The organism is Bradyrhizobium sp. KBS0727 (genome assembly GCF_005937885.2).
Classification (GTDB): Bacteria; Pseudomonadota; Alphaproteobacteria; order Rhizobiales; family Xanthobacteraceae; genus Bradyrhizobium.
The window spans coordinates 3,023,135-3,036,186 of sequence record NZ_CP042176.1; the positions used below are offsets into that span (position 1 = coordinate 3,023,135).

Here is a 13,052-nt window from a genome sequence, read left to right on the forward strand (position 1 = left end):
TTTCGGCCTGGTCAAGCGACTGTTGGGACTCAGTGCGTCGCTACTTCGAGATGTTCAACTCGGGAGACTTCAGCCAGCTCGCCGACATCGTATCCGAGGATTATGGCGACAAGCTCGAAGGGCAAACCTCCGATATTCAAGTCATCCGCAGCTAATTTGAGGGGCTCAAGGCGAGCTTTGCTGACTTCACCTGGACCATTTGGCAGATCATTGGTGAGAGCGATCGGGTGGCGGTGCGACTCCCCGATTTGACCCTGCCATTCAAGCTGAAGTGCGTCTCCAAGTCGACGCTGAGAAAGTGTTACGGGACCGGCCTGAATGCCGGCTGTGTGCGGCCCGATTGAGGTCATGCATCGAATAGATGTCGCGTCTCGACACAGACTTCCGGCAGTTCACGATACCGGAACCGCAATTGGCTGCCTCGTTCGCCGATAGCCGATTCGCTCACGGTCTAAGGGCTGCCTTGCTCTTCCGGCTCGGCCCAACCGCCGCTGCTCCGCTTTTTAGCCGCTTCGGCGCCTTGGCTACCGAGCCGGCATCTAGATGTTGCTCCAGCCCCATTGCCGCTTCGAGATGCTCGGCCAGCTTTAGTGCCAGATCACCATTGGCAGCGAGACGGGCGAGAAGCTGGGACAACAATTTGAACTCCTCGCGCGTGAGCATACCGAACAGCGCGTCATTGATCGGCCGCTGCAAGGCGGCGAGCCGGGCCAACCGGCTTACGCCCTGTTCGGTGACGGCAAGTTGTACCCGGCGCCCGTCGCTGGGATGCGCGTTCTTCTCGATCAGCCCATCCGACACCAGCTTGTTGACCTCGTTGGTGACAAAGGCTCCGCTCAGATGCAGCCAATCAGCGAGCTGGTTGATCCCCATCGGCTCGTCAGACCTAAAATGGGTAATGGCAATCAGGATCAGATACTGGGTTGGCGACAAGCCGGCAAAGCTTGCGAACTTTGCACGGGCTGCCTCCAGGCTGCGACCGAACGCGAAGAAGTTATAGAGTAGCGCGCGAAGGGTCCGGTCGCCGTCCTTGTCGAGCAGCTCGGGTTTTGACGCCGTCAGAAGCGCATTATGCACGGCAATCCCTCCCGTTCTCGTTGATTCTCTTGGCATATCAGCAAACCACGCACAAAGCCCGCCGGCAAGCATTGACACTACTAAGTAGCTTTGTTAGAAAGCTACTTATAGAAGATACATAGGGTTGGAAAATTCGGGCGGGCGTCACATGCAGGACCGTGCTTTCAGGCGTGCACTCGGGGAATTCGCGACCGGCGTGGCGGTTGTGACCGCGCGTGGCAAGGGCGAAGAACTCGTCGGCATGACCATGAGTTCGTTCAATTCCGTCTCGGTTGATCCGCCCCTCGTCCTTTTCAGCGTCGATCGAAACGCGCGAAGCCTTTCCGCGATGCTCGACGCCAAGGGCTTTGCCGTTAACGTGTTGGCCCGTGAGCAGGAAAGCATTTCCAACCAGTTCGCGCGGGCCCTGAGCAACAAGTGGGATCAGGTCAAGACGAGCGTCGGTCATGCCGAGGCGCCCTTGATCTCCGGTGCTCTCGCTCATTTCGAATGCGAACCCTATGCGAATTACGACGGTGGCGACCACGTCATTTTCGTTGTGCGGGTTGTTCGCTACGCATCTCACCCCGGTGCGCCTGCGCCGCTGGTTTTCTTTCGCGGCCGCTATCGCGATTTGATCGATGAAACCCAGCGCGAACCGGAATGGCCGCTGCCCATTCACTATTGACTTATCAGCTTCAAACGGGAGGAACCATGACACGCTCAGCGAAGGAATACCTGTCGAACCTGAAGGACGGCCGCACCATCTATATCAACGGTGATCGGGTCGCCGATGTGACGGCCCATCATGCCTTCCGCAACGTGGCAACGTCGATGGCGGGTCTCTTCGACTTCGCCAACGCTCCGGCCAATCGCGAATTGATGACATTCGACACCGGGGCAGGGCGTGCTAATCGCATCTGGCAGCTTCCGACCTGCTATGCGGAGCTCGTGGAACGGCGCAAGGCGCTCGAGGCCTGGGCGTCGCTGCATGCGGGCTTCATGGGTCGTGCTCCTGATCATGTCGCGTCGTGCATTTCTGGTCTCTACATGGGACTCGATGTGTTCAAAGCCTACGATCCGGCCCGCGCCGGAGCTCTGGAGGCTTACTATCGCTACGCGCGCGACAACGACCTTTACCTCACTTACGTCATCATCAATCCGCAGGCGGACCGCTCGAAGGAGGCCAGCGAACAGGCAGATCCCTTCCTGACCGCGGGTGTTGTCGATCGTGACGCGGAAGGCATCACGATCCGCGGCGCCAAGATGCTCGCCACGGGCGGCGTCGTCGCCGACGAGGTTTTCGTCACGACCATCCAGCCGATGCGCCCGGGTGAAGAACGCTATGCGATGTCCTTCGCTATTCCGATGAATACGAAGGGCCTGAAACTGCTCTCGCGCAAGTCCTACGAGGATGCGGCCCGCGCGGTGTTCGACAATCCGCTCGCCAGCCGTTTCGACGAGAATGACTCGGTCCTCTACTTCGATGACGTGAAGGTTCCGTGGGATCGCGTCTTCATCGAAGGCAACGTCGAAATGTGCCAGAAGCAGTTTCACGCGACGCCTTGCCACGTCTACCAGAACTATCAGGCGATGGTTCGTTTGAACGTCAAGCTCAAGTTCCTGACCGGTCTTGCCCACCGCACCGCCGAGATGAACGGTGTCACCCAGTTCCCACAGGTTCGTGAGATGCTCGGACAGCTCGCCGCCGAAACGGGAATGGTGGATGCGCTGGTCGCGGCGATGGAAGCCAAGGGCGCACAAGTCGGCGCCTATTTCGTCCCGGACCGGCACACGCTTTACGCGGCGCAGGTGCTGACGCAGCAACTCTATCCGCGCATCGTCAACACGCTGCGGGAACTGGCTGGCGGCGGCATGATCATGCTGCCTTCATCGGTCGCCGATTTCGCCAATCCGGAAATCGCCGCCCTGATCGACAAGACGCAGCAATCGCCGAAGGCGAATTCGCGTGACAGGGTCAAGTTCTACAAGCTCGCATGGGATGCCGTCGGATCCGAATTCGGCTCGCGCCATCAGCAATACGAGATGTTCTATTCCGGCGCGACCTTTGTCACCAAGGGTCATTCCTATCGCACCTACGACTGGGCGGGCGCGGACAAGCTCGTTCAGGGCATGCTCGATTCCTACGACGTGAACGGCGTCGTCGCCGCGACCTCGAAGGCAGCTTAATCACCCAAACCAGGAGACGGTAAAATGCCGGTCAATAAAAAGCACGACGAGTTCTACACGCTGGACATGAACAGCGGCTGGGAAACCCCGGCCGGCTATCCCGCCGGGATTCAGCAGAAGATCCTGTCCGGCGGACTGGACGAAGACAACCGGCGCGGCACGCGCACGCGGCTGCTGCGTTTCGCGCCGGGCGTCTATACGACCGCGCCGTTCTCCCATGAGTATTGGGAAGAGGTCTATCTGGTCTCGGGCGACCTGATCGTCGGCAATGACGACAAGGGGCAGGGTGGCAAGAGTTTCCCGCCCAACACCTATGCATGCCGCCCGCCGCACGCGGCCCATGGGCCCTTCAAGTCGGTCAACGGCTGCCTGCTCATGGAAATACATTATTTCGATCCGGTGTGAGTCCGAACGGCATCCACGGTCGCGCTCGATCAATCGCCAAGGTCATTACAACAGGGGGAATGTCATGAAGTTTACAGCTTGCCTGTCTGCGCTTGCGCTCACGGCTGGTATCGCGTCGACGGCGCCTGTCGCAGCGCAGGAGAAGCCGAGTTCTTTGGGGCTCGGTATCTTCACGTTCACTTCGGGTCCTGCTGCTGCTTATGGCATGCCCGGCAAGAACGCGGCCGATCTGATGATCGACGACATCAATGCCAAGGGCGGCATCGAGGGCGTGCCGGTGACACCTATCTACGTTGACGAAGCGCAAGGCGCGCAAGGCGTCATCGCGGAGTATCGGCGCCTGGCCGGCGATCCGAAAAACCAGGTGATGGTGGCGGCGCTGTCGAGCGCGAACTGTTTGGCGCTGGCGCCGATCGCGGAGCAACTGGAGGTTCCGACTGTCGGCTGGAATTGCGATACGCACCAGTTGCTGATTGACGGCAAGAGCAAATACGTGTTTCGCCCCAACGGCAATACCATTCCCGAGTTCATCGCCTATGCGATCTATCTCCTTGACCGGAAGCCGGACGTAAAGACCGTCGCGATCATCAACCCGGACTATGCCTTCGGGCACGACGGCGCAAATATATTCAAGGCGGCGCTGAAGGCGTTGAAGCCGGATATCGAAGTCGTGGCGGAGCTCTTTCCGAAGCTGGGCTCGCCGAACTATCAGACCGAGATTTCGCGCCTGTCCACCGCGCATCCGGATGTCGTCTTCTCCAATCTTTGGGGCGCCGACCTCGAAAACTTCGTGCGGCAGGCCGAGCCGCGAGGCCTGTTCGCCTCGAGCCAGGTCATCCTAGCGCTCGGCGAGACCGTGCTTCAGCGCGTGGCGTTGCCAGACGGCGTGATCGTTGGCGTGCTGGGCGATGGCTGGTGGATGTCGCCCGACGCAAAGGCCAATCCGGAGACGGTAAAATTCGCCGAAGCCTACAAGGCGCGGTTCGGCGAGTACCCGGTGTTCCCGTCGATCAAGATGGCCAATGCGTTGATCTATGTGAAAGCGGCCTACAAGGCGGCGATGCAGAAGAATGGCGGCAAGTGGCCGAGCCGTGCGGAAATCGCGCAAGCGATGACGGGAAGTACGGTCACGACCCTCACCGGCAAGACGCAAACGCGCGCCGATAATGACGGTCTCGTCGACCAAATCGTCGGGGTCACGGTCAAGTCGCCGGACAAAGCGTTCCCTGTGATCGGGAACATGGTCCGTTACAAGGGCGACAGCCTAATGCCGGTGGCCGGACAGGATCCGATCGCCTGGATCTCAACGCTGAAGCCTGAATTCGTGAAAACCCTGCCTCAGCCAGGAAGCTACAAGTAGCCGTTTAATCTCTCTTTTGTCGTAGCTAATCCCAGCAGGTGGGCCGATGTCGAATACAGTCATCCCGTTGCTGCTAGACAGCCTCGCCAGCGCCGCGTTGATCTTCTTCGCGGCGGTTGGCCTGACGCTGGTGTTTAGCGTACTTCGCGTGCTCAATGTCGCGCACGGCAGTCTCTATTCGATCGGCGCCTATGTCGCGGCATCGACCTGCCTCTTCGTCGCGAGCAGGCAGTTCAGCCCGTATTTGTCATTCCTGGCGCTGTTGTTTAGCGCGGTTTTTGTCGCAGCAATATTCGGTCCGCTGGTCGAGCGGACCTTGATCCGATGGACCTATGGAAAGTCGGAAGCGGTTCAGATCCTGATCACCTTCGGGCTCTTCCTGATCCTCGAAGACCTGCAGCGCATGATATTCGGCGTGCAATCGCTCTATGAGGACGCGCCGGTCCGGCTGCTCGGCACATCCCGGATTGGCGGTATCGTCTATCTGAACTACCAGATCGTGCTGATCGGAATGGCGTTCCTCGTCGTTTTCGGTCTTCGGCTGCTGATCAAGCACACCCGGCTCGGGCGGCTGATCACGGCAGTGGTGGCCGATCGCGAGATGGCGCAGTCGATCGGCATCGACACCAATCGAATATTCATTCTGGCGTTCTCGCTTGGTGTGTTCCTGGCAGCGCTGGGAGGAGCCCTGGCGATGCCGACCTCTGGCGTCTCGCCGGGATTGGGTGCGGATACCATGGTCCTCGCATTTGCCGTCGCAGCCATCGGCGGTCTCGGTCAGATCGAGGGCGCCGCGGTGGCCTCGCTCATCGTGGGATTTGCGCGTGTGCTGGCCATCTATTTTGTGCCGTCGCTGGACGCGGTGGCTCCCTACGCGGCGATGCTGATTGTCCTGCTCATTCGTCCCTACGGCCTGTTCGGGTCGGTCGCGGCCAGGAGAATATGATGCGTGTGGTTCTTGCCGCCGCGACCGTTGTTGTCCTCGCGGCCTCGCCGCTTCTGGCACCGTGGCTTCAGTTCGTCCTGACGCTCGCGATCGCCAAGGGCTTCGCGGCGCTCGGCGTTGCCGTCCTGCTTCGCGCCGGGCTCATCTCGATCGGTCACGCCATGTTCTATGCCGCGAGTGCCTATGGCGTCGCGTTCCTGGCGGGATCCGGTGTCGGCGACTTCGCGACCCTCCTGGTTTTCTCTGTCCTGATCGCAGCCTTGACGGGCGCGATCGTAGGCGCATTCCTGATTCGCTATCGCGCGATCTTCTTCGCGATGCTGAATCTCGCCGTTTCGATGGTCGTCTACGCCCTGTTCGCCAAGCTCTACGGCATCACGGGGGGATCGGACGGAATGGTTGTGCCCATTCCGCGCGTTTTTGGTATCGCGCTCAGCGAGCCTGCTTTCAAGAGCGTCCTGTTCTATCTCAGCCTGACGCTGATGGTGCTCGTTGGCCTTGGCGTCCATCGCTATCTGGATAGTCCGCTCGGCCACGCGCTGTCGGCGGTCCATACCAACGAGATCCGCCTCGAGTATCTCGGGATTCCCGTTTGGGCCGTCCTTCTGATCGCCTACACTCTTTCTGCCGCGCTGGCTGGGCTTGGCGGCGCGATTGCGGGCTTTGCCATCGGACGTGTCGTGCCTGACTTCGCGTTCTGGACCGCTTCCGGACAGCTCGTGCTGGTCGCCGTCCTCGGCGGCATCGGCGGTGTGCCGGGCGCCTTCATCGGCGCACTGTTCCTCGAACTGCTCCACGCGGCTGCCGTCACGGTGACGGAGGCCTGGAATCTGATTGTCGGCGCTGCGCTGATTGCCGTTATCATGTTCATGCCAAAAGGCCTTTACGGGCTTTTCGCACGCGAAGAGGGGGCAGGCCGATGAAGCAGCCTATCCTCGAAGCCAGGGACCTTCATGTCGGGTTCAACGGCGTCAAAGCAGCCGACGGCGTGAACCTCGAAATTTACGACGGGGAATTCCTCGCGGTCATCGGGCCGAACGGCTCGGGCAAGACGACCCTTCTGAATCTCTGTACAGGTTACGTTCGGCCACGGTCGGGAAGCGTTCATCTCGATGGCCGGGACATCACCCGTCTCACGCCGCGCGCGATAGCGCGCCGGGGTGTTGCGCGTGCGTTCCAGATTCCGCAGCTTTTCTCCGCCCAGCGCGTCATCGACAACATGATGCTGGCGCTGGCCGCGAAAAACGGCATGTGGACGGTCGTCCGTCCGCTCGAGACCGCGGCCCGGCGCGAGGAGGCGGAGGCGCTGCTCGGCCTGGTCGGGCTGGCCGATGACAAAAGCCGCATCAGCAATACCTTGCCTGAAGGCCATCGAAAACTGCTCGACATCGCTGTGGCGCTGGCGCTGAAGCCACGGCTGCTGCTGCTGGACGAGCCGACCAGCGGTGTGAGCGCGCTGGAACGTTTTCCGTTGATGGAGGCGTTGATGGGCGCGCTTCGGCAGCGGCAGATCACAGCGCTCTTTGTCGAGCACGACATGGATGTGGTCGCCCGCTACGCCAACCGCGTTCTGGTGTGGAACGCGGGGAAGATCATGGCCGAGGGACATCCGGACGATGTCTTCAGGGATCCGAGGGTTTTGCAAAGTGTCGTGGGGGTGGCGTGATGCTGAGCCTCGATAAAGTGCAGGTTTCGATCGAAGGCGTTCGCGTGCTGCGCAATGTCAGTTGCGAGATCGTCGAGAAGAAGACCACCGTGTTGATCGGCCGTAACGGCGCCGGAAAAACCACCACGCTGCGCGCGATCATGGGCCTGCTGACCCTGGACGCCGGCGCGATCCATCTTGACGCGGACGATCTTGTCAACTCGCCGGCCCATCATCGCGCGCAGGCCGGAATCGGCTACGCGCCGGAAGATCGCCGTCTGGTTGCCGAAATGAGCGTCGAGGAGAACATCGTGCTCCCGGCGCTGGCGCTGAAGTTGGACAAGATAGAAAGCAGACGCCGGCTCGACGAAGTCTACACCCTGCTGCCTCAGCTGCATGTGATGCGGGGGAGGCCGGGAGGCGGCGTCTCCGGCGGTCAGGGCAAGATGGTCGCGCTCGGCCGGGCTCTCATGATCGCGCGCAAGGTGTTGCTTCTTGATGAGCCGTTCCAGGGGTTGGCGCCGGCACTGGCGCTGGACTACGCACGCACCCTTGGCGAACTGCGCAAGCACCGGCCGGAACTTGCCCTGCTCATCACCGAGTCGAGTCCCGCGCTGCTCGACAAGATTGCCGACCGGACGTTGCAAATCGAACGCGGCGAGATTTTCACCAAACCTACGGAAGCATGAGGAAGCCAGATGTTCCTGCAATTCAATCGCATTGCAAGAGACCGAAACGACCGCGTCGGTGTCGAGATCGATTCGTTGATCATTGCCGGATGGGCGGGCAGGAATGCCGCCGCGATTGAACATCATATCGAGGAGCTCGCCGCGCTCGGTATCCCGCGCCCCTCGACCACACCGCTCTACTACCGCGTAGCAGCTCAGACAATGACGCAATCAAGCCGTTTGGTCGTGCTCGGCCCGGACAGTTCGGGTGAGGTGGAGCCAGTCGTTGTCGCCATGGCCGATGGGCTCTGGATCGGCATCGGGTCCGACCACACCGACCGCAAGGCCGAGGCCTCGGGCATTGCCTTGTCGAAGCAGCTTTGCGGTAAGCCGGTCGGAGCGCAACTATGGTCCTATGCCGACGTCGAAGGTCACTGGGATGAGCTGGTCATCCGGTCATGGGCGACGATCAACGGCGAGCGGCTTCTCTATCAGGACAGCCCGATTTCGGCGCTGAGGACGCCTCGCGATCTCATTCGGAGACAGACCGGCACGGATGCGCTTCCGGCCGGCACGTTGATGTTCTGCGGCACGCCTGGCGCCATCGGGGGAATTCGACCAGGAACGCGCTTCGAGATGGAAATTATGGACCCGATCCTGAAGCGTTCCCTGACGCACGCTTACGACATCGACGTGCTGCCCGTTGTCTCCTGACGTCGCCGTTTCCACGCTATCCAGGGATAGTGCCTATGACTGACCGCTTGTCGATCTCCGCCAGCGAACGACTGGAGCAGGCGCTGACGCGTATCCAATCGCCCGCGTTCGAAGGATCGAAGGCCTTCACGGCAACGTTTGAAGAAAGCGCCCGGCGCGAAGCTCGGGCTTCCGACGAACGCGCCGCGATGGAAGCGCTACGCGGGCCGCTGGATGGCCGGATCGTCTCCGTCAAAGCGCTGTTCGACGTCGCTGGCATGATAACCGGTTCAGGGTCCGCCGTGTTGCGCCAGCTAGCTCCCGCTGCGGATGACGCTATCGTTGTAAAGCATTTGCGGGCGGCGGGCGCCGTCATCGTCGGCAAGACCCAGATGACCGAGTTTGCCTTTTCTGCGCTCGGTACGAACCCGCACGATGGCGTGCCGGGCAATTCGCGAGACCGCGAACGCGCCCCTGGTGGGTCGTATCCGGCGCCGTGGTATCGGTTGTCGACGGCATGGCTGAAATCGCCATCGGCAGCGACACGGGTGGCTCGATCAGGATTCCGGCCTCGCTGTCCGGCGCGGTCGGCTTCAAGCCGACGAGCGGGCGCGTATCGACAATTGGCGCGTTCTCGCTGTCGTCGACCCTCGACACGATCGGTCCGATCGCCCTGAACGTTGCGGACTGTGCCGCCGCCGATCAGGTCCTGTCGGGGCAGGTGTTGGCGCAGCCGTTGCGTGCGGCCTCATCCGGCTCGTTCCGCCTGATCGTCGCCCGCGGCCGGCTTTTCGATCGTTGTGAGCTGGAGGTACTGGATGCGTTCGAGAATGCCGTCCGTCGGCTTCGGGCCAGCGGGGTGCAGATCGAAGACGGATCGATGGATGCGACCCTCGACGATATCGCGGAGATCGACCGGATCGGGACGTTTCCGTCAATCGAGCTCGGAGCGACGCTGAGTGGTCTTCGAATTTCGGCCCTGGACGGCGTCGATCCGAAGACCCGGGTTCGCATCGAGGCGGGCGCGGGTATCCGTGCCGTCGACTATGTGCGCATGACCAGGCTTCGAAGCGCCGCGATCAGGTCGTTTGAAAGTGCCTTTTCCGAAAATGACGTCTTCGTCCTGCCGACGACACCGATCCGCGCGCCGCTGCTTTCGTCCGTAGAGGACGACGCTGCGTTCCATGACGCCAATGGACTCGTGCTTCGCAATCCGCGCATTGCCAACCTGCTGGATTGTCCCTCAATCACGCTGCCGCTCCCAACAGACGGTCTTCCCGTCGGTCTGATGCTGATCGGCCGAAGGAATTCGGACCGACGACTGTTGGAAATTGCGTCCCGCATCGAGGCGGAACTTTTTGTCCGTGGCTGATCACAACGACCATTCAGGTGAGGGAGGATATGATGGATGAACTATGGCGATGGGATGCGTGTCGCGTCGAGGCACCCGTACATACTAAAAACCCTTTGGAATCAATGAGACGTCGCGACATAACCGCAACATGAAAAAGCCCGTCGGGGAGGGGTTTTTCAAAAAAACTACAATTATTTCAGATGCTTAACAGTGGCTGGGGAACTAGGATTCGAACCTAGACAAACAGAGTCAGAGTCTGTTGTGCTACCGTTACACCATTCCCCAAACGCCTGGACGAGAATTACATAGCAAATTCAAGGCGTTGTCTTGAATGTTGGGCAATTGCTCGCGACGGATCGGCAAATCGCGTCGAAGTGGGGTCCTTCTACCCGCTAGCTCCCGGCCTTGGCAAGCGTGCGGCGATAGGCTTCGTGGGATCAGGCCTGCGGCAAACGCGGGCCTGTTGCGGCGGCGTTGGCGCCGCGGTCAGGGCAGGGGCGAATGAGCGTTTATTTCGAAGAGCTGGATTATCGCCCGACGCCGATCGGCGCGCTCAGCCTGCGGCGGCGCAGGTCGCTTTCCACCGGGGTCGATGTCTACGAAATCAAGCTCGGCGACGAATATCTGATGTCGAGCCAGTTCACGGCGGCCGAGATCGAACTGGCGCGGCTTGGGCTGGCGGCATTGACGCGCGCGGATCTTGATGTCGTCGTCGGCGGCCTCGGGCTCGGCTACACCGCGCAAGCCGTTCTCGAACATTCGAGCGTGCGGTCGTTGGTCGTCGTCGATGCGCTGCCTGAGGTGATCGAATGGCACGAGCAGGGCTTGCTGCCGCTCGGCAAGCAACTGACCGGCGATCCGCGCTGTCGTCTCGTCCATGGCGACTTCTTTGCGATGACGCTGTCCGCCGAAGGGTATGATTCCCGGACTCCGGCCCGCCGCTTCGATGCGGTGCTTGTTGACATCGACCACTCGCCGCGAAAGCTGCTGCATCCGCGCCACGCCGCGCTGTACGAGAGGGAGGGGCTCTCCCGGTTGGCCGAACATCTGCATCCCGGCGGCGTCTTCGCGCTGTGGTCGAACGATCCCCCGGATCAAGCGTTCGAGCGCGTGCTGGCGGACGTCTTCGCAACGACGGCTGCACATGTCGTGACGTTCGACGATCTGGCGGGGGAGCACATCGCCACCAACACGGTCTATGTCGCTGGAAAGGCCTGATGGTTCATCCGGGCGGCAGCGATGGAGGTGATGCCGTCACCCGACTAATTGCCACGCGCGCGGATGCAGCCGCAACTTGCCGATGCCAACCGGCCATGCGATGCTGACCGCGCTGAAAAACAAGGAAAGCGGTGGGCCGTCGTGCCCGGGCTTATCCAGAGCTCTCAAGAGCCACACCGGGCGGGACCTTTCGGAGATCTTCAAAATGGAATTCAAACGTATCGCTGTGCTGCTTTCTGCTGCCGCCATCTCGGTTGCACTGGCGGGCGCTGCTTCAGCCCAGGACAAGACCGTCAAGATCGGCGTGATCTTTCCGCTCAGCGGCAACGCCGCGAGCGCCGGCGTGCACGGCAAGGCGGCGATCGAAACCGCCGTCGAGATCATCAACACCGGCGGCCCCGGTCTCGGCAATCTACCGCTCACGAACAACGCGGGCCTCAAGGGCCTCGGCGGCGCCAAGGTCGAGGTCGTCTTCGCCGACAATCAGGGTAGCCCCGCCGTCGGGCAGAATCAGGCGCTGCGTCTGATCACCGAAGAAAAGGTGGTTGCGATTACCGGCGCCTATCAGTCGGGCATCACGCTGACCGCCAGTGCGATCGCCGAGAAATACGGCATTCCCTTCGTCAATGGCGAGTCGGTTGCCGCCAACCTGACCGAGCGCGGCTTCAAATGGTTCTTCCGCGTCACCCCGGTGGCGTCGGATTTCGCCAAGATCTATCTCGAGTTCCTCAAGGACATGAAGGCCGGCGGCATCAAGACCGACAATGTCGCGATCGTCCACGAGAACACCGAGTACGGCACATCGGTCGCGAGCGTCATCACCTCGGTCTTCAAGGAGAACGGCCTCGCCATCGCGATGGATATTCCCTATGCCGCCAACACCACCGACGTGCAGAGCCAGGTGCTGCAGCTCAAGGACAAGAAGCCGGATGTGGTGATCATGGTCAGCTATACGTCGGATGCCATCCTGTACGCCAAGACCATGCAGGCGCTGGACTACAAGCCGCCAATGATCATCGCCGACAATTCCGGTTTCTCCGATCCGTCGTTCATCAAGACGGCCGGAAAGCTCGCGCAGGGACTGTTCAATCGCTCGTCTTTCGCGATCGGGGCCAAGGGGACGCCGGCCTTCCTGATCAACGAGATGTACAAGAAGAAGAGCGGTGGCGACGATCTCGATGATACCGCTGCGCGCCAGATGCAGGGCTTTTTCGTGCTGGCCGAGGCGATCGACCGCGCCGGTTCGACCGAGCCCGCCAAGATCCAGGCGGCGCTGAAGGCCACCGACCTCAAGCCCGATCAATTGATCATGGGCTACAAGGGCGTCAAGTTCGACGACAAGGGCCAGAATGTGCTTGCCGCGGGCCTCGTGATCCAGCTGCAGGACGGCGAGAACTACACGCCGGTCTGGCCGAAGCAACTGGCCAAGACCGCTCCGGTGTTGCCGTACAAGGGGTGGTAAAGTCATGAGGGCGGGACGTTAGTGCCGCCCTCGCTTATCTCGTTGCTTCGTGATC

Annotated in this window: 14 protein-coding genes, 1 tRNA gene and 1 pseudogene; 14 read left to right on the forward strand and 2 right to left on the reverse strand. The window is 61.1% G+C overall.

All coding sequences use genetic code 11. The annotated features are described in order from the left end of the window. Window positions 1–32 precede the first annotated feature (32 nt). On the forward strand, window positions 33–155 hold the full coding sequence (locus FFI89_RS13765) for a nuclear transport factor 2 family protein (RefSeq protein ID WP_138837347.1): 123 nt from the start codon (window positions 33–35) through the stop codon (window positions 153–155). Between the two features lie 289 nt (window positions 156–444). Here FFI89_RS13765 and FFI89_RS13770 read toward each other — a convergent pair whose 3' ends face one another. Then, a complete protein-coding gene (locus FFI89_RS13770; RefSeq protein ID WP_246669456.1) occupies window positions 445–1,149 on the reverse strand; it encodes a MarR family winged helix-turn-helix transcriptional regulator in 705 nt (234 codons plus the stop codon). Window positions 1,150–1,282: 133 nt separating this feature from the next. Here FFI89_RS13770 and FFI89_RS13775 point away from each other — a divergent pair, with 133 nt between their 5' ends. The 11 genes and pseudogenes from FFI89_RS13775 (at window position 1,283) to FFI89_RS35180 (ending at window position 10,335) form a co-directional block, all read left to right on the forward strand. Next, window positions 1,283–1,744, forward strand: coding sequence for a flavin reductase family protein (locus FFI89_RS13775; protein WP_246669457.1), 462 nt, complete (start codon window positions 1,283–1,285; stop codon window positions 1,742–1,744). Between the two features lie 26 nt (window positions 1,745–1,770). After that, on the forward strand, window positions 1,771–3,246 hold the full coding sequence (locus FFI89_RS13780) for a 4-hydroxyphenylacetate 3-hydroxylase family protein (RefSeq protein WP_138837351.1): 1,476 nt from the start codon (window positions 1,771–1,773) through the stop codon (window positions 3,244–3,246). Between the two features lie 24 nt (window positions 3,247–3,270). Further along, window positions 3,271–3,651: a cupin gene (locus FFI89_RS13785; protein WP_138837353.1), complete on the forward strand. Its 381-nt coding sequence runs from the start codon at window positions 3,271–3,273 to the stop codon at window positions 3,649–3,651. 64 nt (window positions 3,652–3,715) lie between these two features. Further along, window positions 3,716–5,011: an ABC transporter substrate-binding protein gene (locus tag FFI89_RS13790; RefSeq protein ID WP_138837355.1), complete on the forward strand. Its 1,296-nt coding sequence runs from the start codon at window positions 3,716–3,718 to the stop codon at window positions 5,009–5,011. 46 nt (window positions 5,012–5,057) lie between these two features. Then, window positions 5,058–5,957: a branched-chain amino acid ABC transporter permease gene (locus FFI89_RS13795; protein WP_138837357.1), complete on the forward strand. Its 900-nt coding sequence runs from the start codon at window positions 5,058–5,060 to the stop codon at window positions 5,955–5,957. Further along, the gene (locus tag FFI89_RS13800; protein ID WP_138837359.1) at window positions 5,957–6,880 is read left to right on the forward strand and encodes a branched-chain amino acid ABC transporter permease; all 924 of its coding nucleotides are present in this window, start codon (window positions 5,957–5,959) and stop codon (window positions 6,878–6,880) included. Before FFI89_RS13795 ends, FFI89_RS13800 begins: the two co-directional genes overlap by 1 nt. Next, window positions 6,877–7,623, forward strand: a complete 747-nt coding sequence (locus tag FFI89_RS13805) for an ABC transporter ATP-binding protein (RefSeq protein WP_138837361.1) — start codon at window positions 6,877–6,879, stop codon at window positions 7,621–7,623. Before FFI89_RS13800 ends, FFI89_RS13805 begins: the two co-directional genes overlap by 4 nt. Further along, on the forward strand, window positions 7,623–8,291 hold the full coding sequence (locus tag FFI89_RS13810; RefSeq protein WP_138837363.1) for an ATP-binding cassette domain-containing protein: 669 nt from the start codon (window positions 7,623–7,625) through the stop codon (window positions 8,289–8,291). The genes FFI89_RS13805 and FFI89_RS13810 overlap by 1 nt, the downstream gene beginning before the upstream one ends. Before the next feature lie 9 nt (window positions 8,292–8,300). Next, on the forward strand, window positions 8,301–8,984 hold the full coding sequence (locus FFI89_RS13815; protein ID WP_138837364.1) for a DUF2848 domain-containing protein: 684 nt from the start codon (window positions 8,301–8,303) through the stop codon (window positions 8,982–8,984). Between the two features lie 35 nt (window positions 8,985–9,019). Beyond that, window positions 9,020–9,388, forward strand: a pseudogene (locus tag FFI89_RS35175) (amidase family protein); the annotation flags it as partial. A 92-nt stretch (window positions 9,389–9,480) separates the two neighbouring features. Continuing rightward, on the forward strand, window positions 9,481–10,335 hold the full coding sequence (locus FFI89_RS35180; protein WP_256379183.1) for an amidase family protein: 855 nt from the start codon (window positions 9,481–9,483) through the stop codon (window positions 10,333–10,335). A gap of 193 nt (window positions 10,336–10,528) precedes the next feature. Here the strand turns inward: FFI89_RS35180 and FFI89_RS13825 are convergent. Continuing rightward, window positions 10,529–10,602: transfer RNA gene (locus FFI89_RS13825), tRNA-Gln, on the reverse strand. A gap of 216 nt (window positions 10,603–10,818) precedes the next feature. On the opposite strand from FFI89_RS13825, the gene FFI89_RS13830 reads away from it, so the two are divergent. Further along, on the forward strand, window positions 10,819–11,535 hold the full coding sequence (locus FFI89_RS13830) for a spermidine synthase (protein ID WP_138837366.1): 717 nt from the start codon (window positions 10,819–10,821) through the stop codon (window positions 11,533–11,535). A gap of 205 nt (window positions 11,536–11,740) precedes the next feature. Further along, window positions 11,741–12,997, forward strand: a complete 1,257-nt coding sequence (locus FFI89_RS13835; protein ID WP_138837367.1) for an ABC transporter substrate-binding protein — start codon at window positions 11,741–11,743, stop codon at window positions 12,995–12,997. Window positions 12,998–13,052: the final 55 nt, after the last annotated feature.

Coding starts and splice junctions, on each gene's coding strand:
- FFI89_RS13800 (WP_138837359.1), top strand. CDS start 5,957: ATGCGTGTGGTTCTTGCCGCCGCGACCGTTGTTGTCCTCGCGGCCTCG.
- FFI89_RS13805 (WP_138837361.1), top strand. CDS start 6,877: ATGAAGCAGCCTATCCTCGAAGCCAGGGACCTTCATGTCGGGTTCAAC.
- FFI89_RS13815 (WP_138837364.1), top strand. CDS start 8,301: ATGTTCCTGCAATTCAATCGCATTGCAAGAGACCGAAACGACCGCGTC.
- FFI89_RS13785 (WP_138837353.1), top strand. CDS start 3,271: ATGCCGGTCAATAAAAAGCACGACGAGTTCTACACGCTGGACATGAAC.
- FFI89_RS13770 (WP_246669456.1), bottom strand. CDS start 1,149: ATGCTTGCCGGCGGGCTTTGTGCGTGGTTTGCTGATATGCCAAGAGAA.
- FFI89_RS13810 (WP_138837363.1), top strand. CDS start 7,623: ATGCTGAGCCTCGATAAAGTGCAGGTTTCGATCGAAGGCGTTCGCGTG.
- FFI89_RS13790 (WP_138837355.1), top strand. CDS start 3,716: ATGAAGTTTACAGCTTGCCTGTCTGCGCTTGCGCTCACGGCTGGTATC.
- FFI89_RS13835 (WP_138837367.1), top strand. CDS start 11,741: ATGGAATTCAAACGTATCGCTGTGCTGCTTTCTGCTGCCGCCATCTCG.
- FFI89_RS13830 (WP_138837366.1), top strand. CDS start 10,819: ATGAGCGTTTATTTCGAAGAGCTGGATTATCGCCCGACGCCGATCGGC.
- FFI89_RS35180 (WP_256379183.1), top strand. CDS start 9,481: ATGGCTGAAATCGCCATCGGCAGCGACACGGGTGGCTCGATCAGGATT.
- FFI89_RS13780 (WP_138837351.1), top strand. CDS start 1,771: ATGACACGCTCAGCGAAGGAATACCTGTCGAACCTGAAGGACGGCCGC.
- FFI89_RS13795 (WP_138837357.1), top strand. CDS start 5,058: ATGTCGAATACAGTCATCCCGTTGCTGCTAGACAGCCTCGCCAGCGCC.